The following is a 22,495-nucleotide window of genomic DNA, read 5'->3' on the forward strand; positions in this document are numbered from 1 at the left end:
CCGATGAGCGGGGGCCGACGGGTAGTGACGACTCTCTTCTGTACCCCCGAAAACGGCCGTTTTTCGGCTGATTCGGCCCTTACCTCCGTTTCGTTTGGAGGCTGTGAGTGCAGATCGCTAGCCCTGAGGACCACTCTTCGCGCTCGAACCGAACCCAGGGGGTTCCGTTCCCGCTTAGGGGTGTGGCTAATGCCACCCCATCAACAGACCACCGCGACCGGATCGCGGTCGCCACCTGAAGCGCCCCTTGCGGGTGCGCGAAAAAATTTTGAGCTTCAACTGCTGAAATAGTCGATGAGTTAGGTAGCGAGCTTAGCGGTGTGATACGATTCTGATGCGCAAATTTCCGATCTCGTCGGCGGTGATCGTAACTGTCGTGGAATCCCACTCCAAACATGCAGGTCCTCTTGAGATTGTGCTTGTTGAAGAGTCCATCAAGTGCGTCTGTGTCAATCACATCACTAATGAACCACCATTGCGCGAGCAGCCGCTCAGCAGTAGAAAACGATGGCGCGGGCAACTAGTCCGCGCCAGCTGTGTGGAGAACACCAAGTGGTGTTCAGTTTATTCACGCTATACGGTTACAAAAGTGCACGCATTACCGAAAGACGCTAGGAAGTGTTCGTGCTGCGGCAGCACTGATGACAACATTTTGCTCTGTGGCGGTAACGGCTCCATCGACGATCTCTCGGATGAGATCAGCCACGGTTCTCCGGTAGAACTCGCCCCGATATCTCCCTTGTATCATGAGCGTGTCTTTATCGTCTTGGGCAGTTGCGCGCTCACACACCCACAGGAGCGCGAGCGTCCGGCGAGTCCCAGTCGAGAGCTGGTCGAACCAGTTCGGAAGTGACTTGACCATCGTGAAATCGCCTTGGGGGATGCCAAGACACACGAGAACCCGCCCAAAGACGCTCGCGTTGGTAGCAGGGATGATCTCGGTGGGCCGATCAGACTCGCCAGCGTGGCGAAGACTGTATCCGGTTCCAACGACCTCGAGCCCGTGTATGATGAGCTGCCTAGCGATTCGTGTACTCGGATTCCACGCTGGGACGATGCGATCGTTGTCAATACTCCCGCAGGTATAGATCCCTGCTGCGAGCACTGCACATGCGTCACCAATCGCGTCTTGGAGTGTTGCATCAAGCCAGCCCAATTCTCGCGCAGTTTCCACAGCGTGAACGGCATCGGGCTTCCCGCCCTCGATCCATGTTCGGACGCGACTTGGCGGGAGTTCGAGTGCCGTCCCGACACGAGTCCGACCGTGGTCTGGATGCTTCGATGCGTACTCCATCACACGGTCATAATCCTCGAGTAGGTTTGCTGGGTCTGGATACGACTGCGGATTGTACGTACGGGCGAGGGACTGGACGTCGACAAGAGGCGTTGTCTGATCCTCGAGCACTGTAGTAAAAAACGGCTACTGATCTGTAGCCTTAGTTCGGCGTGTCTTCGCTCGCGAGTGCTTGGGAGGTATCGCCGTTGGACGATGTCCAAAGCACGCGAACCGTCTCTCCAGCGGGCACGGCCCCGCCGGTGTCAGCACTAAGATTTGCTGTCGTTCCTGCACTTACTGGGAGTTCGAATGGAGTCGACTGACCACTGGTGGCATTCAGCGACAGTGAGCCAGTGTTCTGGTCGTTGATCGTGGCGCCTCCGGTGTGAGTAGCGGTGACATTGTAGTCACCGGCAGTCGCCGTCTCATTGAAATCGAATTGGAAGTTCGCATTCGGCGTCGTCTGCTGAACGCTGTTACCCAATCCGAGGACGAACGATCCGATGACGGCCGCGAGGATCACAGTGATCGCGACCATAAGGATGACTCCGATGACAGGGGAGACGGCGCGATCGTCGTCGAGTAGTTGGTTAAAATTCATTTGTGGTCAGGGCGCGGTTTCCTCAGCGAGTGCTTGCGAAGTATCTCCATTTTGGGAGACCCAGAGGACGCGAACCGTCTCACCTGAAGAGTACGTCACATTGGTAATACTATCTCCAGCGCTCATTTCACCACCACTGTAAGGGGCAGAATCGACACTCGTGTTCAGTGAGACGCGCTCATTTGCAGGGATTGTGTCTCCACCAGTGTGCGTTGCGTTAACAACGGCGGTGTCGGAAGCGTTCTCGCCAAACTCGAATTGGAAGTTTGCGTTCGGTGCGGTCTGCTGCACGGAGTTTCCGAGGCCGAGGACGAACGAGCCGATTACGGCCGCGAGAATCACGGTGATCGCGACCATAAGGATGACTCCGATGACCGGAGACACGGCACGATCGTCGTCAAGTAGTTGCTTGAATTGCATTGTTAGTAGTTTCCACACAGCGTTGTCCAGCCGGGATCCCCCCGACACTGCTGTGATAACTAAATTACGGTGTGCTTACTTAATAAGTATTTCCTCCTAGGTTTCAAGAATGAAAATGACAATTAGACAGAATTCGCCTAAACCAATAGTAGAGCCGTATACTACAAACGGCGACACAGTAATGTTGGTAAGGCTAGTCATCCAACCTAACTGATAGAGATCCTACCCAAGTACTCGAGACGGAGCGATCTTCGCTTGCTCACCCTTCTGATGTGACCCTGCTCCGTAGAACCGGAGCCGGAGCGATCGTGCCCAAACCGTTCGCGTTTCGAGCACGCGAATTCCACGCCCGACTGGCCGGTACGCAACGAACACGTACCCACCAGAGGCGCGCACAAGCCGCGTGTGTTGGTCCTTCCAGAGGCGGAACCGCGGCGCCTTCCGCGTCATCATCGCTGCCTTCACGTCCCATGGGTCACCCTCCGAGTCTCTCGCGTCGGTCCACGACGAGTGATCTACCTCGAGCCCGTACAACTCGCGAGCCACCTGCTCTGCCAGCGCCCCGTACCGAGCTGCGTTCTGCGAGCGATTCGTCCTCACCATGACGTCTTTTGACCCATGACCTCGCTTCGAGTTCGATTCTTGACCGTGACCCCGATTTTCCCACACCGATCACCCCGGGTTTCCGCCCGGTGCTTCCGCAGACCCATCACGTAGTAAGTAGGTATATGACAGCCGGGGGGAGGGGAGCGGACGGAACGCACGGAACACAGTGCAGTCATACGGTTTCCCCTTCCGACGGTTCCGGTACGTCCTCTAATTCGTTCCACTCGCCGCGTTCCCACTCCTTCTTTCGGTCCGTCGCCCACGATGTACCGTATCCGGCCTTTGCAGCCGCGTCCTTCTGCGAGATTCCCTCAGAGTCAGACCACGGTTTGCTATCCAGCAGGTACGACCGGACCCGCTCGCGACGCCGTATCTCGTCCGGGCTCGGTCCATCCTCTGTATCGTCATCGTCGCCGTCCGCGCCGAGAATCCGGAACTCGGACGCTTCGTGTTCCGAATAAGACTCACGCGTATCCGTGAGCCCCTGATAATCCGCTCCGTTCTCGAAGGTGTCTTGTCCGCCCTCGGTTTCGAGCAGCCGGGCGAATCCCGGATCGTCACGCTTGGGTTTCTCGATCGCGAACGTCGCGAGCCGCCGGAACGCCGCCGCCGTTCGCTTGCGCGTGTGGTTCACCATCAGCACCGAGCCGCGCTTTGCGTGCGGCCCGTGGCTTCCCTCCTTCTTCCGGATGAACGTCAGCGCGTTCGCGAACGTCTCGGCTTTCGGTCCGTCTTCTCCATAGCCCGAAAGTTCCTGTGCCGTCTCATCGATCACCGCGAGCACTTGACCTTCTACCGATGCCATCGCTTCGAGCATCTCTCGGTCTGACCGAACGATCTGGTCGAACCCGTCCCACGCGGTATTTCCGATGATGTGCCCGCCCGTGCGCGCCGCCCAGGTCCGCGCCACATCGAGCGTTGTCGCGGTCTTCCCCGAACCCGGTGGGCCGAGGACGAGCCCGATCGCGCCCTCGTGTTCCAGCTGCTCCGCGGCCGACGTGAGCAGGTCTTTTCCGTCCCGTGAGCGGTTCGTCAGTCCGACCATTCCCTGCATTTGCGAGACGTTCCCCTCCGTGAAGGCACGATCCGCCATACGCGTACTCGCTGACCGGATGATGTTCCGCGCCAGCGCCGACTCGAGAAACGCCCCGTGCTCGTCAGGGACGAGCCCGCTCTCCCATAGACTCGCGTAATAATTGAGCAGATCGAGCGTCTCCGCGTCGTCAATCAGCCCAGCGAACTCGCGCACCCACTCGTTTGGCTTGTCCTCGAGCGCCCCGCGGAGGAACTCGCGCCCCTGCGCCGCCGCGTACACCGACGAGTCCGACGACTTACCGGGCATCGTACCCCCGCGTCTCCCACCACAGTACCAGCCGGTTCCCTGCTTCGGCGGCGTAGGGAATTCCCGCCAGCGCCGCGAGGAACACCAACAGCACGATCGCCGCCAGCGGCTCCGGTAGTTGCCCGCCACCGAACGCCTCCGGTATCCCGAGCGCGACTCCCCAACCGAGCAGATCAGCCGCCGCCCATGTCGCCACTCGGCGCGTCGTCATCTCCCGGCGGTCCGGAAGCACTAGTAGACTCATTCGACACGCCCCCCGTCGTTGGCGATCGATCCGGTCGGCTCGAGCGCCTCGTCATCTTCCAAGAGATCTAGCGAGAACATCTCGCCGTTCTCATCGTCGTCGAGATCGTCGCCGGTGCCGTCGTCGTCAGGTGCGAGGTGCGACGGGAGCGACTCCGCCGGGAGTTCCTCCGCGATCACGTCGTCGATTGTCTCGTCACCGAACGACGGCGACAGGTGCGGTTCGAGCGCCGCGTTCTGGTCCGTCGCCCGCCGCGCGTCGAGTCGCCGGAGGATCGACGGGATACGCCGCCGCAGCGCCCGAGCGTGTCTCGCGTCTTCCTCGTACTGGTCCCGCAGTTCACCCACCATCGCCCGCACCGCCGATTCCTCCGTTTCCCCGAGCACGCGCGACGCGGGCGCCGCTTCCCGCCAGTTGGCGACCGCCGCATTCGCCTCCGGGTTGTAGATCCGCGCCTCGTAGGTATCCAGCGGCGAGTCCGTCCACGGGTACAGCGTCCCCTCGTGCACGTCCAGTTCCTCCCACGCTCGATCGTTCAACTCCCACGCTCCGAGCCCCATGTCCGTCGTCTCGTCCAGCGCGACGATGATGTGGCCCGGCGGGTCCGGCAGCAGGTCGGCTATCTTGTCCCCGACCATCCACGCGACGAGCAGCGTGCCCAGGAACGCGAGCGCCCCGAGCGTCCACCACCCCGGCAGCGATGGCACCGATGGGTACCCCGCGTCGATCACGTCCATCTCGACTGCGAGCACGTACCCGCCGCCGACCGCGATGATCGTCCGGAGGTTGTCCGAAACCAGATTGATGAGTGATTCTCTCGCGGTCATGGTCATGCGATCCGGTCTATCTCGGGCTCGTCCGATTCCTCGAGCTTCTCTCGCGAGCGCTTGAACGAGAGGTATCCCGTGCCGACCGCCGCGCTCGCGGTGAGTGCTCCGGCGGTCGAATACGTCACCGTCGCCGCGCCCGCTTCGACCGAATCCGTCCGGAGCAACGCCGCGCCCTTCGCCGACGCGACCGTGATCGCATACGCCCCGTCAAACTCTACGGGCTCGAACGTGATCCGCGTCGTGTCGCTCCCGAGCGAGTAGCCCCGCGTGGGGATCTTCGTCGCCGTCGCCCCGCTTCCCTCGGTCATCGCCCGCATCACCGCTCCCGTGTCGGTGATCTTGATGCTCGTTGGGTAGTCCGCTTCGAGTTCGAGCACGAAACTCCCGTCCGTGTACTCCCATGTCCGCACCTTCACCACCGGCCCGAGTTCGACCGCTATCTCCGGACCTTCTGGTGTGTCTGTCGGCGCCGTCTCGTTCGCTTCCTGCGCGCTCGCCGTTCCCGCTCCGGCGACCGTCGCGGCCGCTCCGCCGAGCGCCGCGAGCACTGTTCTCCGTGTCGTTCCCGTCGCTTCTGAGTTGTCGGTATTGTCGGTCATGGTCAAGAAATGGGATCGCCGATATCTAGCTCGGCGTCGTCACTTTGAGATACACGAGCCCGGCCACCGCGAGGATCGCCGCCGCCCCGCCGACGGATATCCCGAGCAGCGCCGCGAGCCTCTCAAAGAGCCCCTCGTTTGTCTCGGCGGCGCCGCCCGACGCCTTCGGTTCGCGACTCTCGATCTCCTCGCGGAGTTCGAGGATACGATTCATCTTTTCGAGTTGTTCACTCGTGTTGCTCGTCTTGTAGACGACTTTCTTGGTTGTCACCTCGTTTATTTGACCTCCTTCCTCATTGGTGATTGAGGAAACAGTGAACTCTCCAGAGAGTTCCGTAGTCTTACCACCAGTGTGGGCGAGTAGGACCGGTCCGGTGATGTTCGACGTGTTGTACGTGGTTCCAGCCTGCCACGAGCCATTCGGCGCGTTGCGCGCCATCAGGAACCCGTTGTACGTCGCGCCCTTGTACTGGACTTCCATCGTCCCGGTCCCGTTGAGTTCCGGAGAATCGAGTCCCATGGATGAGAGCGCAGCCACCACGTCGTAGGTGGAGTTCGTCCCGTCGACAGCCGACTGCCCGTAGCGGAACATCTGTGTGTTCCGACTCAGCACGTCAGCCGCGTCGATCTGTCCCGACTCGTACGCTTGCCACGTGTTTTCAACGAAAACATCCACCTCGCTCTGCAGGGCGGAGTTTTGAGATTCAATCCGATCCCACCGATTTGCGTAATCGGCGAAGCGGATGTATGTCACCTGATCGTAATCAGAATTCGGCGGTTTGATCCGGAGGTAAGTCACATTCTGTCCGTGGTAGTAACTCCCCTCTTGAGTCTCGCCCTGCGCGGAAACCTGATTGACAGTTACAGAGTCGGTCCTCGTTCTGCCGTTCAGAGATTCCTTCTCTTTGAACCTGTACGCTTTCACACCGTGAGCGGTGCCGTTGGCAAGTGTGACAGACGTATCGACGGTGCCGATGAAGTACGAATTAGCCGAATTCGCATTCGTGTAGGCCGCACCGGCGTTAGCGTCGAGGACGTTTTCGGCAGTCAACGCAGATTCGTTCTGAGCGACGCCGAGCATCACATCAGCCGACTTCGCAGACGCATTGTAGGACTCGATGAGATTGATCTGCTTGACAACGTAGTACTCCTGAATTGCCTGTTGCGCTTTGGACTTCGCTAGCGCCTTCGAAGAGCCGTTTTCATACGCTTGAGCGATCGCCATTTCTGCCTGCATCCACGCGGCGGATTCGGTGTCGTTGAGGTAGTTGTCGTACACAGCGGATCGAGTCTCAGTCTCCGCTTTTTGCTGTAATCCGGAGTTGTAGATGTCGAGATGCGTTTGATTAGCATCCGAATCTTGCATGTCCTCAATCGCCTGCGCGCGGTGCGAGTCGGTACACTTGCCATCGAACAGGAACTGATCGGTGGCGTAGCCGCCGAGGCCAAAGGAGAACGTCGCGAGCCGCTGTGTCTCCGAGCAGTCGTGCGTCGCGGACGCCGGTGCAACCGGCGACCCGGCGAACGGCGCCCCGATCGCCGCCATCACGAGCAGCCCCACGACAAGCACGCCGCCAACCCGCTCGCGCCTCGGCGTGATCGAGGCGACGAGCCCGCGCAGATCAGCGTCGAGCCCGACGCGAGCCATGACTATGACCAGCGCTGCGATAGAGAGGACGGTCGGAGCGATCCACTCGCCCCGGAGTGTCAGGAACCCGGCCGCCGCGAGCGATGCGACGGCCGAGTATGTGAGCAGCAACCGATTCCAGATCATCGGCTTACTCGTCTCCCTCCCGACCGAGCAGCACGTAGCCCCCGACGAGCACGATCGCGACGAGCCCGCCCGTTCCGATCGAGCCGAGCGACGAGCCGATCCCGCCCCCGCCGCCCGAGCCGGCGACCATCTGGATCGTCCCGACCTCTGCCGAGACGTTCGCCGTCGATGCGGTCGTGTTGTCCACGTGGACCATGACCTTGACCTGAGAGTACGCCGAGGCGTTCACGTCCGTGTACTCCACCAGCGACGTGTTCCCCGAGTCCACCGTCACGTTCCTAGTGTCCAGCGTTCCCGTTTCGTTGCCGTCCGCGTCGATCCCGACGAACTCCACCGTGAAGTTCGCCGATGTGTTCACGTCGCTAGTCGCGTTCAGGTCCGCGTACACACTCCGTGTATCGCCATCGACGGCGACCGTTTCGTTTGTGAGCTCAACATCGGCGGCGACCGCGCCGCCGGTCGCTCCGATCAGGCCGGCCGCCGCGACGAGCACGGCCGCCAGCAGCGCGAGCCCGCGCTTCATGCGTCATTACCTCCGAGCACGTCGAGCCCGATGTTTCCCGCTAGCGACAGCGCGCCCGCGGCGCCGATCACGATGTAGACCAGCCCCGCCGACCCGGAACCGAGTAGTTCCGTAACGAGGTTCAGGTCGGCCGCTTCCATCAGGCCCCAGTTGAGTGCGCCGAGCCCCGCCAGCAGCCACACTGTGACCTTGACCGCGGACTCGTCCGACTCGTAGGGGTTGCGAAGGTCGGCCATCAGCGCACCCACCCCAGTCCGATCTGTGCGACCGCCACGCCGAGGATGTAGAGCACGCCCCACAGGTCCGTACTCTGGAAGAACGAGGCAACGTCAGGGAACAGCACCCAGCCGACGAGCAGCGCCGCCGAGCCAAGCACGGCGTAGGCGTACACGTCGTCCATGTCCTCCTTCATCCGGTCGAGCCCGTCTGCGCTCAACAGGTCTGTGTGGTCGTTTGTGATCACGACCGCCGCGAACGTCCCGACCGTCACCAGCCACGCGATTGAACTCTCAATACCTGCGACTGTGAACGTATCAGACATCGACACGCCGAACGCCGACACTGTCGCGATCCCGGTCATCACCGCGGCCGAGAAGATCGCGAGCACCAGCGCCCCGATGTCCTCCGCGTCAAATTCTTGGTATGCCATGTTGTGAGTGTGAGTTCTACCAGGACGCCCGCCGCGTCGTCGGTTCGCTACTGTGCTCCACGTCCGTTGTAGGGGCGTCAGCCCCACCTTTGGCCTTCATAGGTACCTCGTCGGCCGACCACGGGCCGATACGGCCGCCGAACCCTCCCCCTCACAAATACCCTAACTTGAACAGCGGGTTCCCCTCAGGGGTTCCCCCCGGGGTACCCACCTCTCGGACGGGGTTTTATCAAACCCCGAGGGTAGCGCCCGGATATGCCCCACAGACGGCTACGGAAGATCGGGACCGACTCCGTCGGGATCGTGCTGGAGCGGTCGGACTTTCTGGAGCGGGACGGGATCCTCGACGAGGACGGAGAACTCCCCGAGAACACTACCGCGTTCACCGAGCGGTTGGGAGAACGAACCTACCTCGTCCGCGTCCCCGAGAACGGACACGTTCCGGAACTACACGAGTGCGCACCGATTCGGCGGGTCGCCGGACAGCTCTATCTGGAGAACACGACGGGCGGGGCGGAAGCGTCACGGGCGGATTGACCAAACGGGGAGGTCGAAAGTCTACGTTGTGCCTTTCGGGAATGCAACATGGGTAGAATAGTCCTCACTCACAATCACTCTGGTTCCGGTCGGCCATGTGAGTCGACGGATACTCGATAAGACATCGGAGTAAGACCCGATGATATTCTGGAACAATCCCCAACCAAGGATCAGCTCCAAAGTCAGGTTCACACCACTCAAAAGGAGCAACAGAGAAGCCAGAGATAAGAGTTGAGGCGCAAGCAACATCGGGAGTATATGCTTTACTGGTAGGCTTTCTTCAGGCACATAAACCATAGTTGGCCACACATAGACGGGGTCGTATCCGAGCGCGGAAGCGGTGACATAGTGTAGAGATTCATGAATGAATATAAAGGAGACAAGCCCGATTCCAAAGCTCAGAACATACAGCTTTAGATCATTTGGAATAAGAATAATCGACTCTGAGAAGACCAGACCAACAGCAACTGCCAGTAACACCAGTCTTGCAACAAAGGTGGCCCACTTTGGGAGATTGTATTTTTTATACTCGGTATACCCATTTGGAGAGTCTACCGTCGCCATTCTTTGGCGTTTGCAACTATTTATTTCAGTATAAATTCACCTGTCGAGACGTTTTGACTACCGCCACCGACTCTCGATACTCGTCCGATAGTACAACCCGAGAACGTCGGTATTCGCGATATCTTGGATCGTCCGCGGGTTGTATTCCTCCCTCGCGTCCTCGACGTTCCGCGCCGACTGGACGAGGTGGGTAAGCGCCGCGTCGATCACGTCGGACCGCGGAGGATCGTCGCCGTCGCCGGCCGCGACGATCCCGGCCGCTTGGTCCAGTAGTCGTTTCCGTTCGTCCGACAGCCGCAGGGTCGTTCGTTCAGTCCCCATATCCGGCGGCTGACCTCCCCCCTTTATAATCGCATGTATGAGCGGAGTCCGGATCGCGTCGATCTGGAGTCACCGGAGGGGTCCCGCATTATATACCCCCGGCCGCGCGGCCGCTCGGAGCTGCGGACTCGACGCGAGGGACCGTCCGGATGTATGCACGAGGACCCCCGCTCGCCTGGGGTGTGCATACGCTGGGTGTGCATACATCGCGGATCCCCGTGACATTGGCGCGCGACCCCGTGGATACGGAGCAAGACCACTCATCAAAGCCACTAGCGGTCTTACCACTCACTTTTCCTCCCTCATATTTGTAGAAATGGGTATGAGTGCCTCCACAGATTCCTCAGATGAATTATATTTGAAAACAATAATGTAACCGGAAGATGGTTTTTGACTACTGGAATGTCGGAGCCTCAATCACCACTGACTGATATCCCCGCTGTCGGAGCAACTCGTTCGAAGCGTCTCCAAGAGGCGGGATTTGCGACCATTTCCGACATTGGCGATGCAGAAACAAATGAACTGGCCAATGTCCCGGCGATAAACCCGGATATCGCACGCTGTGTCAGGCAGGGAGCTAGGGAGTTACGGGGTGATGATGACACGATTCAGAACCAGATAGCGACCGACTGCGGTGTGCCGAGAGAAGCAGTCGCCGAAGCGTTCGCCGAGATCGCTTATCGGGGAGGGTCGTTCGAGACTAAAAGAACCGCCCTCCGGGAGGTGTTCTGCAAGGCTAATGAGGAATCCATCCTGCACCTCAACGGACACTCGCTAAGATTTCTTTTTCTGCTGTACAACGCCGGCTTTCGTGATCTCGACGCCGTCGCGAGCGCCTCTCTCAGCGAGCTCATTAACGTAAGTTACTTCGATAAACAGCGGGCCCAAGAGGTCAGAGCAACCGCACGCAACGCGAAGGCCGACATGCGGGGGCGCTCCTCTGAGGAACAGTCGAGCGAGGAAGGCGTCGGGACGGAGTTCATCTGCGAGGAATGCGGCGAAACGTTCGAGTCCGAATCCCATATCCAACAGCACAGCCACCGCAATACCGAAGCTAAGGACGCATCTCGACAGTCCGACTCGAATCCGGGAGGTACGTCCTTCGAAACGTCACCACGCGTTACAAGGGATCAGGCGCAGAAACTCCTTGAAGAGAGCATCGGCCCCGAGGCCGAGTTCCGGCCACAGCAACGGGAGGCCATCAGCAGACTGGTTAACCAGAAGGAACGCCTATTTATCGTCCAGCGAACGGGGTGGGGGAAGAGCACCGTTTACTTTATTGCGACACGGTTGCTCCGAGACCAAGGTTCAGGGCCGACCCTCATCATCAGTCCACTCCTATCGCTGATGCGAAATCAAATCTCGAATGCCGAACAGCACCTGAACCTCAACGCAATCACCATCAACTCCAACAATGAAGGGGAATGGGACGAGGCCAAAAGGGCGGTGATCGAGGGGAACTGCGATTTGCTGCTTATATCACCTGAACGACTCGCGAATCCGGAATTCCGGCAGGATGTCCTCAACGAGATGGAGCAGGGATTCGGGATGCTCGTCATCGACGAGGCCCACTGTATCTCCGACTGGGGCCACGACTTCCGCCCTGACTATCGGCGTATCAAGCGCATCATCAAACGGTTGCCGGAGAATATCCCGGTCGCTGCAACGACCGCGACGGCGAACGACCGGGTGGTCGAGGACGTTACCACACAACTCCCAGACCTAAACCCGATTCGCGGCACGCTTGTCCGCGACTCACTCAAAATCCAGACAATCAACCTGGGCTCCCGGGAAAGGCGCCTGGCGTGGCTAGCCGAAAACGTGACCGAAACCCCAGTCTCCGGCATCATCTACTGTCTCACCACCAATGAGGTCGAACAAGTCGCCGACTGGTTAACCGACCAGGGCCTCGACGTCCTCCCGTATCACGGGCGGCTCGACAACGAAGTCCGCCGAGAGCGCGAACAGAAGCTCCTGGACAACGAAGTCGACGCTCTGGTCGCGACCAACGCGCTCGGAATGGGATTCGACAAACCTGATCTCGGCTTCGTCATCCACTTCCAGCGTCCACCTAACCTCATCCGATACTATCAAGAAATCGGACGTGCCGGGCGAGACATCGACGAGGCGTACGCCATCCTCCTTTCTGGCGAAGAAGACGACGACATCGCCGAGTACTTCATCGAGAGCGCATTTCCGGAGCCCGAGGATTTCGAGAGCGTGCTCTCGACAATCGGGACGAGCGACGGGCCAGTTTATCGCCGCGCGATCCTGAGACGGACGGACATCAGCTGGAGGCGGATGAACAAGTGCCTCGATATCCTCCAGGTGGAGGGAGCCATCAGCAGGGAGGATGAGGGCTATGTGAGAACTGCAAACTCGTGGCAGTACGACTACGAGCGGTTCGAGCAGGTTACAGAACGGCGTTGGGAAGAGCTCGAACGAATTAAAGAGTTTGTCAGAACGGATGAGTGCCTCACCCAGTTCGTTGATGACGAACTCGACGGGGACCTGGAAGAGCCCTGCGGGCACTGTGCGAACTGCGCCGGCAACTTCCTCCCATCCGCCGTTCAGAACGAGGAGTTGATTCAGGAGGCAATTGAGCACTACCAAAGCGAGGGATGGAACGTGATCGAGCCCCGAAAGCAGCGGCACAAACAAGGTGGCGGTCGCGAACGAATCCCTGAGAGGGTACGCATGGAGGCTGGTCGGGCACTGTGTGTCTGGGACGACCCCGGCTGGGGAACGGACGTTCGGGAAGGCAAGTACGAACAGGGCCGCTTCGGCGACGATCTCGTCGAGGCAGCCGCCGCGTTCATCCGTGAGGAATGGAATCCATCCCCGGAGCCGAAGTGGATTGCAGCTGTGCCCTCGACATCGACCGAAGGAGTGGTCACCGACTTCGCCAGCCGGCTGGCAGAGAAGTTGGACATTCCATTTATCGATCGCATCAAGAAGGTGGAGAACACGCGTCCTCAGAAGGACATGGAAAACTCGTACCAGAAGTGCTGGAACGTCGAGGGGGCGTTCAATACAACCGACGAAGTCCGCGGCGATGCAGTCCTTCTCGTCGACGACGTAGTTGCATCCAAGTGGACGTTGACAGAGACAGCAAAGGAGCTTCGCTTGGCCGGAAGTGGGCCGGTATATCCCTTCGCCTTAGCCAAGCGCCGAGGCGGGTAAGTCCAAATGGAGCAACCCGACCTCTCCCGTGATAGCCATGTGGTCCTCCTCCTTGCCTCCCACCTCGGAGGGGAACCAGATGGCGAGGGCTCGGATAGCGGCCTCGGGCCGGCTGGCTGGCAGGATTTCGCCACCAACGTCGCCGACTCCTCCCTCGACTCGCCCGGTTCACTGCTAGAACTGGAACCAGACGAGTGGCCCACGGACATCTGGACGAATCAAGCCAATCGAGAGTGGGTGACACAGCGACTCGGTCGATCGACGCGTTTAGCGATGTCACTTGAAGATCTCAACAATCGGGGCATTTGGGTTACGACTGTCTACGAGCCATCGTATCCATCTCGGCTTGCTGAAAACCTCGGTCGAAAGGTACCACCATTCCTCTACGTGGCTGGCGAGGAAGAACACCTCTCGACTACTGCGGTCGGATTCGTCGGGTCCCGGGACGCAGACGAGACCGATCGAGGCCACACTCGCCGACTGGTCGAGAAGGTGAGCGACGATGGATTTGGGATTGTCTCGGGTGGTGCGAAGGGAATCGACGAAACGTCCGAAAAGACAGGATTGGAGTACGGTGGCCCTGTAATTGAGTTTCCCGCGGAGGGGATTCATCACTGCCTCCAAGATGGGACCATCCGAGATGCGGTGATGGAAGGCCAGATGACACTCGCCTCGCACTACCATCCGCGTGCATCATGGAACGTTGGGGCGGCGATGGGACGGAACAAGCTGATTCATGGCTTCGGGAAGTATACAGTCGTCGTGCGGTCCGGAGACGAAACTGGGGGGACGTGGGAGGGTTCAATCGAGAATCTCAAGCACGGATGGTCGCCACTCCTCGTCTGCAAGGATGACGACACACCCCCGGGAAATGAGGCCTTAATCAAAGAGGGTGGAATACCGATCGACCCGACTACAATCCCAAAAGAGGAATCGCTTGACGAGTGGATAAGTGCGCAAAGGCAGAACGTATCTGATTCGGTCGGGCATGACGACCGGCCAACGCGCTCAGTCGACGAAATAAATTTGCCGAACGACACGCAGTCCTCCCTCAACGACTTCGAGTAGTTCAACACCGGTCATGTACTTCTTGTGGGCATACACTGGGCGTGCATATATCGCGGATTCCCGTGACATTGGCGTGCGACCCCGTGGGTTCACTTATTGATCCCTCACCACAGGACTATAGGCCGTTAGGCTTGTTGAAGGCCTTCGCAGGAGATAGATCCTAGCCGCCGTGCTGAATAGAGGACGCGAATCGGTTATGCAGATCCAATGACCCACAAAAATCTTGACGCGGTCTCATACGTACTATGGCCACCCAAGACTTATTTGGGAGGCTACTATACTCATGAGACGGGTTCCAAGATTACCTATGACCAAAGACGAAGAACAGGAACGAGAACGAATAACGACCACCATCAGTCCAAAAACTAAGATGAACCTCAAAGAGGGAGAAGGGGCGATGGGCGTACAGATCGATAGATTGGTTAACAACGGGTCTGAGATGGATTTCCACATCGTCAATACAAATGCTCAACATCTCAATGACGACGGTGCGAAAATCTATCAAGCAGGGAAAGTCGTAACATACGGCCCCGAGAAATTTGAAAAGAAGCTGAATAACATCAACCCAGGTGATGGGGTTTTCTCTTATGTTAGCAAGGGGGAAGTGAATTATCCAGGAGGATTCAAAGCCTTCGGGATCGCTCGCGCACCATACGACGGGGTTCCAACTGAAGGAGATGCAAGGATTTACCCGAACGACGGTCACGAATATGAGTATCACGTCCCCGTTACTTGGCTAGCAGTCCTTCCGGACAATCGGACGGTTACAGTTCCCGAGAAACGCCGATTTGTCGGTGAACAACCCACGGACACGAAAATAAAGGCCCGCGACCAAGAGCTTCGTCAGGGATGCCGGCTACTTGCTGAGGTTATGCTCGGGCGATCCGGCTATCCACTAACCTGGTAGCCATCTGCTGAATAGATTCTCTGTATCCCGCATGCCGATCCTATCAGTTTTTGAGGTTTCAACAGAACCGGAGCGTTCACTTACACATCGGAATCATCATTGATGGGATAAACGGGGGTTGCTGAGATGATCGCAGGACAGCACTGCTTTTGATCCCTCAATCAGCACCGTCATTTGGCCGTGTTTTACTTCCACTGAGCATGGACGGCTCGCGACTATTGTCCAGTAGTCTACCCATGAAGTATGCAACGCGACTGGTCGAACGGTGGGGTCGAGCTACCGTCACTCCAGCCGGGAGTAACGCTACTCGATATCGACTCGTCCCTTGGCGTCGAACCGCTGTGTGCGGTCGTCCTCGATCATTTGCTCGGGGAGTCCGGTCGGGCGTTTTGGGTTGACGCCGGCGGACACGCTCGAACCCGAACGCTTCACCGGCTCGCTCCCCATTCGAGATACCTCGACCGGATTACGGTCGGGCGGGGGTTCACCGCCTATCAGCACGCTTCTCTACTGGATCGACTCCCGCGGATCGTCTCGAATAGTGCCCTCGATAGGGAGCCGCCAGCCCTTGTCGTTGTGCCGGGCATGGACCGACTTTATCGAGACGACGATATCCCTCGCGAACAAGCGCGGGATCTCCTCGTTCGCCGACTCGCGACGCTCGCTGCTATCGCTCGGGAACGCGAGGTCCCCGTAGTCCTCACCCGGTCACGTGAGGACGAATTGAGCGAGCCGCTCGTGGCCGCCGCTCGCGAGACACTGACCTGTGAGGCAACGAAATTCGGACCGCGGTTCACCGACGAGGAGGGTGAAGACGAGACGTTGGTCTACCACCTCGGTGACGGCTGGATGCAAACCACGCTCGCGTTCTGGCAGGAAATCCTCCAACACCGTGCCCGTGCTGCCGGCGCTCTGGTCGACGAGGACGGTCCCGCGGCGGACACACCAGGTAACGTCCCGAGCCCATCCACACCCGTGACCCCGGAGGGATGGTGACTGTGGGCCGGACGAACCCGACGTTCCGCGATATTCTCTCGCGGATGGAAGACGAGTGGGGCGACTTCCGGCGTGCGCTCCGTCGACGACACCAACCGCTATTCGATCGGCTCTGGACCTACGCCAGAGAGCACGCCGACGCGGCGGGGAATCTCAACCATCCCGACCGACTCGCTCCCGTGCTCGTGAGTATCGACATCGAACAGGAGGACCGGATCGACGAACTCGAACGCCGCGTCTCGGAACTGGAGGCGGAGGTTTCGGACGAGGAGTCAACGGCGGACCGATCCTCCGAGGTGGCCGCCACCGACGACGAATAGCCCCAGATGGTACTCGCGATAGACTACGACAACGATTCCGTTACCGAATGGCGACTTACAGCGGACGGAGTGGAGCGGACAGTCGTCGACGACTACCGGCCTACTCTGTTCGTCGGATCCCCAGTCTCCGAGCTATACGGCCGGGACGGCGGCCCGAACCCGGAGCCGAAGCTGGCGAGACGCGGCGCTATCCCTGAATCACTTCGTGACCTCCGGTCGTTCCTCGACGGACAAGACGCGGTCGCGGATCTGACGATCGACGTGTGGCGGCAGACGTTCCGGTCGAGCGCGCGGCCGGTCCTCCGTGTTGATTGTCGACGGATCGAGGACATCCGATCGGTCGCGCGCCGGATCCACCAATTCGGAGATCCCGACGCCTATACCTGCTACAACGTCGATCTCACGCGGCAATTACGCTACACCCTCGAAACCGATACCGAGGCGGCCCCCGATACCTCGATTCGGGACCTCCGCACTCTCCGTATCCAGTTCCCGGCTCACGAGTCGGATCACTCGGCGCTGAGTCAGCTCCGGGTCAACGGAGAACAAGTCGGGTCTTCCCCACGAGAGGTCGTGGAGGCCGTCGAACAGCGCGTTTCATCTGTCGATCCCGATGTTCTAATCGTCGATACGGCCCGCGTGGTTCCGTTGCTGTTCGAGGCGGCCGCGGAATACGGGCTGGAGCCGTATTCACTCGGGCGTGAATTCGGATACACACAGTTGGCCTCGGAGTCGACGTACACGAGCTACGGGAAGGTCGGTCACTCCCCGGCACGGTACTCCGTTCCCGGACGGGTCATTCTGGACCGTGCAAACACGTTCTTCTACGGCGAATCAGGGCTTGACGGGTGTCTAGACTTGGTTGAGCGTGCGGGCTTACCGTTGCAGGAACTCGGGTGGGCGTCGATTGGGCGCGTGCTGACGGCCATGCAAATCCGCGAGGCGCGGTCTCGGGGCGTCCTCGTCCCCTGGCGGGCATGGCGTCCCGAGTTCTTCCGTTCCGCCTCGACGCTGGACACCGCTGATCGAGGCGGAACGACGCTCGCGCCGGAGGTCGGCGTTCACGAGGACGTCCACGAACTCGACTTCGCGTCGATGTACCCGAACATCATCCGCGAGTACAACATCTCGCCGGAGACGGTCCGTTGTGGCTGTTGTGACAACGATGCGGTCCCGAAGATCGGCTACTCCATCTGCGAGCGAGACGGCTATCTCCCGGACGTTCTCGGGCCACTCATCGACGGGCGGAGCGATATCAAACGGCGGATCCGCGAGACGAACGATCCCGATGAACGGGCGACGCTGGAGGCCCGTTCCTCCGCGATCAAGTGGATTCTCGTGTCTTGCTTCGGATATCAGGGGTTCTCGAACGCCAAGTTCGGGCGTATCGAGTGCCACGAGTCGATCAACGCCTTCGCTCGCGAGATCCTACTGGATGCGAAAGCCGCACTCGAAGAAGGTGGCTGGCGTGTGCTTCACGGGATCGTTGATTCGATCTGGGTGACGCCCGCACCCGAGGTCGCCGAGAGCGACAGACGGTCGCTCGACGACATCGCCGCGGAGGTGTCCGGGGAGACACAGATCGAGTTGGAGTATGAGGGTGCGTTCGACTGGGTCGCGTTCTGTCCACGTCGCGGCGGCGACGGCGGGGCACTGACACGGTACTTCGGCCGGCGACGGGGCGTCGAGTATCCCGACGACGGGCTCGGAGACGCGGTGAAGACACGCGGGATCGAGTCGCGACAGGACGACACCCCGGCATGGATCGCGCAGCTCCAGTCGACGCTGATTCGGACCCTCGACCGGACCCACGACGTGGAGGCGGTCGTGTCGAAACTCGCGTCGGCGCTCGGTCGACTGGAGCGCGAGGAGCTCCCGCCGACGGACCTTCTCATCACACAGCGCGTGTCGAAGCGGGCCGAACAGTACCGTCACGAGACGGTGACGGTCGCCGCGCTCAAGCGCGCGAAGTGGAAGAACTGTGCGTTAGCGCCGGGACAGCGCGTCGAGTATCTGGTGTTCGACGACGCCGCCCACGGGCTGGGGCGGGTCCGGTTAAGTCACGAGGAGTTGCGGTCCTACGATACCGGCTGGTATCGCAAGCAAGCGATCCGGGCCGCCGAAAGTGTGTTGTCACCGCTCGGGTGGGACCGTGAGCGGATCCGGCGGTCCCTGTCGGGGTATTCGGACAGCCGACTTTCGGCATACGAATAGAATGTGTGCATATCGAAGTTCTTCGTGACATTGGCGCGTAGGGTCGGGAGTATGAGACTCATGACCTGGTACGAACAACACGTGAGCGTGTAGGACTAGAAGAGTGCGAGCCGTGTGGCCCCAGCCGTGGGCGCGGGCCGCTGGGGTCGGGCACAAGACCGAGGTGACGGCGGTGGTGCACGTGCCCACCGGCGCGATGGTGTCTCTGCCGCCGGAGCTATCGCTGGAGGAATTCTTGGCTGCAATTGAGGTCTGAGAGGACCGCTGTCAGTATGTGGACAAAGTACTTACCTGTCAATCAGGTGGGTGCCAGTATGCCCTCGCTGGGTTCCCTGAGTCCCAAAACACTCCTTGCACTGGGGTGTGCTGTGTTCGCCGCAATCACGATCGGGATGCCACTGTCGAGTGCACGGAACGAAGCGGCGGCGCCGCTCCTTGGTAAATGCCCCGCTGCCTTAGGAATCTTGGCGTCTGAGCCCAGCTTAGGTTCGCTTCAAGCGTTCATTGGCTGCTCGGTTGGGGCAATGATACTAGTGGGAATCACGGGAACCTTGGGTGTAGGTCTGACCGTATTCAAATCCATGAGATAGTCTAGCAGATTTCAAAAACCACAAGATCTCATATAATTGGATATCAAGATAGGCTCATCGGAACACGATGTCATTCTATTTCCAAGCTAAATATTTCTACTCTGAGAAAACTTCCCTCAACAAAGCTATCTCCATATCATAAAGAGTATGTTTGAACTTGTCTCTCTTATGTACTCTCGTACCTTCTTCATCAACGTACTGTTGTGCCGATTTCAACGCTGAGGCGACTTGCGGAATCTTATCCAGTATCTCCGCTTTCGATGCAGTCCCTAAGTCAATACTGACAGACGTGTCATCAAAAGCTACACGATGCTTCCGTTCGTTCATCAGGAAATCAGCTCTGTTCACGGCTGAGTTAGAGATCTTCGATTGCATCGTCTCAATCTTACCAGATGTCCCAAATCCACTCAGTGAAGTACTCTCAATGAACTGTTCATATTCATCTCTATCTCCCCTCATAAATAACAGCTCACAGGCTGTCTTGGAATTACTGGCTTTACGGCCGATATTTGAGAGTGTTTCTAAGATACTTGGGTATTCTGCAAGTTCAATCCAGTATGATCCTGTAAGGCCGTACTCAATAGACGATGCCACTAGAAACTCTGCAGCCTCATCGTCAATATTCAATTCAGAAGACCGATTATAATAACTCCACAGAGGGTGTCGAGCGATACGGTATGACGGCCTTTGACGCCATAGACTTATCTCGCTATTTAATTCTTCATCGCCTGTCGTAGGTGCGGTTCTAGTGAACTTCTGCTCCACTGCTACCCCCGAATCAGGATCTTCTGCAACGGGAACTCCACCGGTCGCAACCTGCTTCTTCATAGCATCAATGACCTCAGGGCCTAACTCCACGGCTTTATGAACGGAATCGAGAATGTCTTCTCGATACTTCTCAATTCGATATTGTAGCATCTCCTCAACGTCTTCCCTGTTTGCGATTTTTTCCCCGAGCCAGATCTAAGATAGATCTCTCCGTTTCTCAGATGTGTCGTGCTATCTTCTTGGATTTCCTTGCTGACTACCGCGGGAGGCTCAGCTACCTGTGATATTTGAATGGCAGCGAACCTTTTCCCATCATTCTCGAATGTATGAATCGAGAAGTCAGGACTAGGCGAGAGATGGCTGGTTACTGTCTCTTGTAAGTTTGATTCGTCCATGTCGAACAAGTGCTTTCTACTATCACCTTCGTCACCTACCTTGCTTTCTGTGATACCAATGAGGTCACCCCCGTCGGTTACACCTACCAGAATGTATCGGGGAGACCTTGTGTGGACCGTGTTTGCAATAGAGGCGATATCCTTGATGAATTCGGCTTTCTGATAGAGGACGCCACCAACGAAATAGTCCTCTTTGAAATCAATCCAATCCTGCTCATCAGCTCCTACTTCAGTTAGCAGTTCGGTGAAGTCTTCCTTATTCATCAAGTAAGTCGTATCATCTACGCTGTAATTATTGTTGATATTTCTCTGGAAACCCTATCGTACACTTTCTGATAAAAATTCGGCAGTCAAAGACCGTACAGATCTGCACGCTGAGTAATTGCTCGCCTGATTGTCTTCCTCCCAGCGTCAAGTTCCTGGGCTGCTGCACGCTGACTCATCTCGTCGGTCGCGACCTGCTCCAGTACAGTAACGACGCGGTGGTAGTCGGCGCCCTCGATGAGCCGACCGTCGTCCTTCTCGAACCCGAGCGGCGCCGGTCCGTGTCGATACTCGTCGGAGTCCTGGCGCGCGGCGATCCCCTCGCGGATGTTCTGACGCTTGATCCGCGCCTCCAGCTCGCCGAACACTCCGAGCATCTGAAAGAGCGCGCGTTGATAGGGGTCTTCCTCGTCCGGTTTCATCACGAGCGACTCGGAGACGATGTGCAGCTCGACGCCGGCCTCGCGGAGTCGATCGGCGGTGCGTTCGAGGTCAGAGATCGAGCGGGCGACGCGCGACACCTCGTGGGCGATGACGGCGTCGATCTCGCCGGCTTCGGCGTCGGACATGAGCCGCTGGTAGGCGTCGCGGGCGGTGTTGGTGCCGCTCGACTTGTCGCGGTACACCTCGATGTCGGCGAGCGAGGCGCCGAGGGTGTCCTCTGCGTACTGCTGGGTTGAGGTGAGTTGGCGATCGAGGTTCTGCTTCGCGGTGGAAACGCGGGTGTAACAAGCGACGGTCATGCCCACCGCTACGCTGTCTTAATGTCTAGTCTTTACGCCCAGTCTGGGCAGGTACTACAGTATTGATCTCAGGTGAGAATGGTCAGGCCGGTATCCACGCTCACCGCAAGTGTGCATACAATCTACGTGCATACATCGAAGATTCCCGTGACATTGGCGTGCGACCCCGTGATGCAGTTGATGTCGGACCCTCTGGTTGAGCCGTTCTGAGTAATTGGCTGCGATAGGAAAAGTACACTAAAACTGAGCCGCTTGCATAAGAGCAGCCTCAGATTTTAAACCAGTTCTTAGTCTGTAGCAGTAGAGTCCTCTTGTCTCAACTCTCGCCCAATCTTTTTCTCTATTCTCTTAATATTAGTTTGGACGTTACCGGGAGAGTACCCGATCATTCGAGCGATTTCGGTTTGACCATATCCTCCCTCCTCATAGAGATATCGGATAATCGCCTGTGTCGGACTTAGATCGCCTCGGAACGCTAATTTGCTTATAGGGACCGGTGATCTACTTCTAACCGTCTTGTTTCTACCCGAATTATCGATGTCAACGAGATATTTGGTGGCAAGTTCTGACATCGCATCGCGTAATTCGGAATTATCGCCGTCGATTTTATCTACTACTTCTGATAGTTTCATTTCTCCTCCTTGCTCAAGAGTTTCAAGAATTTTTTTCTGCAAGTCGGCGCTGGCCATCAATCCTTTTTCGTTCATCGACATCAAAGGAACTACCTACTAAGATACCACATTGTGGTAAGAGTTAATGCG

Annotated in this window: 25 protein-coding genes; 7 read left to right on the forward strand and 18 right to left on the reverse strand. The window is 58.4% G+C overall.

Annotation, left to right across the window (positions count from 1 at the left end):
- Positions 1–598: 598 nt before the first annotated feature.
- From K6T25_RS01385 to K6T25_RS01435, 12 genes are all read right to left on the reverse strand, one after another.
- Positions 599–1,405 (reverse strand): hypothetical protein, encoded by an 807-nt coding sequence (locus K6T25_RS01385; protein ID WP_222915919.1) that lies wholly within the window; start codon positions 1,403–1,405, stop codon positions 599–601.
- Positions 1,406–1,436: 31 nt separating this feature from the next.
- A complete protein-coding gene (locus K6T25_RS01390) occupies positions 1,437–1,877 on the reverse strand; it encodes a type IV pilin domain-containing protein (RefSeq protein WP_222915920.1) in 441 nt (146 codons plus the stop codon).
- 6 nt (positions 1,878–1,883) lie between these two features.
- Entirely contained in the window at positions 1,884–2,297 is a 414-nt protein-coding gene (locus K6T25_RS01395) for a type IV pilin domain-containing protein (RefSeq protein ID WP_222915922.1), read from the reverse strand.
- A gap of 222 nt (positions 2,298–2,519) precedes the next feature.
- Positions 2,520–2,900, reverse strand: coding sequence for a PD-(D/E)XK family putative nuclease (locus tag K6T25_RS15860; RefSeq protein WP_486606333.1), 381 nt, complete (start codon positions 2,898–2,900; stop codon positions 2,520–2,522).
- A 175-nt stretch (positions 2,901–3,075) separates the two neighbouring features.
- On the reverse strand, positions 3,076–4,245 hold the full coding sequence (locus K6T25_RS01400; protein ID WP_222915924.1) for a P-loop NTPase family protein: 1,170 nt from the start codon (positions 4,243–4,245) through the stop codon (positions 3,076–3,078).
- The gene (locus K6T25_RS01405) at positions 4,235–4,489 is read right to left on the reverse strand and encodes a hypothetical protein (RefSeq protein ID WP_222915926.1); all 255 of its coding nucleotides are present in this window, start codon (positions 4,487–4,489) and stop codon (positions 4,235–4,237) included. The genes K6T25_RS01400 and K6T25_RS01405 overlap by 11 nt, the downstream gene beginning before the upstream one ends.
- Positions 4,486–5,322: a DUF8125 domain-containing protein gene (locus K6T25_RS01410; protein ID WP_222915928.1), complete on the reverse strand. Its 837-nt coding sequence runs from the start codon at positions 5,320–5,322 to the stop codon at positions 4,486–4,488. The genes K6T25_RS01405 and K6T25_RS01410 overlap by 4 nt, the downstream gene beginning before the upstream one ends.
- Positions 5,319–5,918: a DUF8063 family protein gene (locus K6T25_RS01415; protein WP_222915930.1), complete on the reverse strand. Its 600-nt coding sequence runs from the start codon at positions 5,916–5,918 to the stop codon at positions 5,319–5,321. The genes K6T25_RS01410 and K6T25_RS01415 overlap by 4 nt, the downstream gene beginning before the upstream one ends.
- Before the next feature lie 25 nt (positions 5,919–5,943).
- The gene (locus K6T25_RS01420) at positions 5,944–7,692 is read right to left on the reverse strand and encodes an Env/VP5 family phage fusion protein (RefSeq protein ID WP_222915932.1); all 1,749 of its coding nucleotides are present in this window, start codon (positions 7,690–7,692) and stop codon (positions 5,944–5,946) included.
- 4 nt (positions 7,693–7,696) lie between these two features.
- Complete coding sequence (locus K6T25_RS01425; RefSeq protein WP_222915934.1) at positions 7,697–8,215, reverse strand: hypothetical protein; 519 nt, start codon at positions 8,213–8,215, stop codon at positions 7,697–7,699.
- Complete coding sequence (locus K6T25_RS01430) at positions 8,212–8,451, reverse strand: DUF378 domain-containing protein (protein ID WP_222915936.1); 240 nt, start codon at positions 8,449–8,451, stop codon at positions 8,212–8,214. The genes K6T25_RS01425 and K6T25_RS01430 overlap by 4 nt, the downstream gene beginning before the upstream one ends.
- Positions 8,451–8,864, reverse strand: a complete 414-nt coding sequence (locus K6T25_RS01435) for a DUF8023 family protein (protein WP_222915938.1) — start codon at positions 8,862–8,864, stop codon at positions 8,451–8,453. The genes K6T25_RS01430 and K6T25_RS01435 overlap by 1 nt, the downstream gene beginning before the upstream one ends.
- Before the next feature lie 255 nt (positions 8,865–9,119).
- Here K6T25_RS01435 and K6T25_RS01440 point away from each other — a divergent pair, with 255 nt between their 5' ends.
- Complete coding sequence (locus K6T25_RS01440; protein WP_222915940.1) at positions 9,120–9,401, forward strand: DUF8053 family protein; 282 nt, start codon at positions 9,120–9,122, stop codon at positions 9,399–9,401.
- Between the two features lie 21 nt (positions 9,402–9,422).
- Here K6T25_RS01440 and K6T25_RS01445 read toward each other — a convergent pair whose 3' ends face one another.
- The gene (locus tag K6T25_RS01445; protein WP_222915942.1) at positions 9,423–9,965 is read right to left on the reverse strand and encodes a hypothetical protein; all 543 of its coding nucleotides are present in this window, start codon (positions 9,963–9,965) and stop codon (positions 9,423–9,425) included.
- Positions 9,966–10,022: 57 nt separating this feature from the next.
- A complete protein-coding gene (locus tag K6T25_RS01450; RefSeq protein WP_222915944.1) occupies positions 10,023–10,286 on the reverse strand; it encodes a DUF7386 family protein in 264 nt (87 codons plus the stop codon).
- Positions 10,287–10,688: 402 nt separating this feature from the next.
- Between K6T25_RS01450 and K6T25_RS01455 the strand changes: the two genes are divergently transcribed.
- The 6 genes from K6T25_RS01455 to K6T25_RS01480 all read left to right on the forward strand — a co-directional run bounded on the left by K6T25_RS01455 (position 10,689) and on the right by K6T25_RS01480 (position 18,974).
- Positions 10,689–13,469, forward strand: a complete 2,781-nt coding sequence (locus K6T25_RS01455; RefSeq protein ID WP_222915946.1) for a RecQ family ATP-dependent DNA helicase — start codon at positions 10,689–10,691, stop codon at positions 13,467–13,469.
- A 6-nt stretch (positions 13,470–13,475) separates the two neighbouring features.
- A complete protein-coding gene (locus tag K6T25_RS01460; protein ID WP_222915948.1) occupies positions 13,476–14,537 on the forward strand; it encodes a DNA-processing protein DprA in 1,062 nt (353 codons plus the stop codon).
- 307 nt (positions 14,538–14,844) lie between these two features.
- Complete coding sequence (locus K6T25_RS01465) at positions 14,845–15,444, forward strand: hypothetical protein (RefSeq protein ID WP_222915950.1); 600 nt, start codon at positions 14,845–14,847, stop codon at positions 15,442–15,444.
- Between the two features lie 243 nt (positions 15,445–15,687).
- Entirely contained in the window at positions 15,688–16,440 is a 753-nt protein-coding gene (locus tag K6T25_RS01470; RefSeq protein WP_225917779.1) for a P-loop NTPase family protein, read from the forward strand.
- A 2-nt stretch (positions 16,441–16,442) separates the two neighbouring features.
- Positions 16,443–16,760, forward strand: coding sequence for a DUF8156 family protein (locus tag K6T25_RS01475; RefSeq protein WP_222915952.1), 318 nt, complete (start codon positions 16,443–16,445; stop codon positions 16,758–16,760).
- 6 nt (positions 16,761–16,766) lie between these two features.
- A complete protein-coding gene (locus K6T25_RS01480) occupies positions 16,767–18,974 on the forward strand; it encodes a type B DNA-directed DNA polymerase (RefSeq protein WP_222915954.1) in 2,208 nt (735 codons plus the stop codon).
- A 686-nt stretch (positions 18,975–19,660) separates the two neighbouring features.
- Here K6T25_RS01480 and K6T25_RS01485 read toward each other — a convergent pair.
- The 4 genes from K6T25_RS01485 to K6T25_RS01500 form a co-directional block, all read right to left on the reverse strand.
- Positions 19,661–20,392, reverse strand: a complete 732-nt coding sequence (locus K6T25_RS01485; protein ID WP_222915956.1) for a hypothetical protein — start codon at positions 20,390–20,392, stop codon at positions 19,661–19,663.
- Positions 20,393–20,412: 20 nt separating this feature from the next.
- The gene (locus tag K6T25_RS01490; protein WP_222915957.1) at positions 20,413–20,991 is read right to left on the reverse strand and encodes an AlbA family DNA-binding domain-containing protein; all 579 of its coding nucleotides are present in this window, start codon (positions 20,989–20,991) and stop codon (positions 20,413–20,415) included.
- Positions 20,992–21,077: 86 nt separating this feature from the next.
- On the reverse strand, positions 21,078–21,734 hold the full coding sequence (locus K6T25_RS01495; protein WP_222915958.1) for a recombinase family protein: 657 nt from the start codon (positions 21,732–21,734) through the stop codon (positions 21,078–21,080).
- A gap of 287 nt (positions 21,735–22,021) precedes the next feature.
- Entirely contained in the window at positions 22,022–22,423 is a 402-nt protein-coding gene (locus K6T25_RS01500) for a winged helix-turn-helix transcriptional regulator (RefSeq protein ID WP_222915959.1), read from the reverse strand.
- Positions 22,424–22,495: the final 72 nt, after the last annotated feature.

Origin of the sequence: Halobaculum rubrum, assembly GCF_019880225.1 — an archaeon.
Taxonomy (GTDB): Archaea; Halobacteriota; Halobacteria; order Halobacteriales; family Haloferacaceae; genus Halobaculum; species Halobaculum rubrum.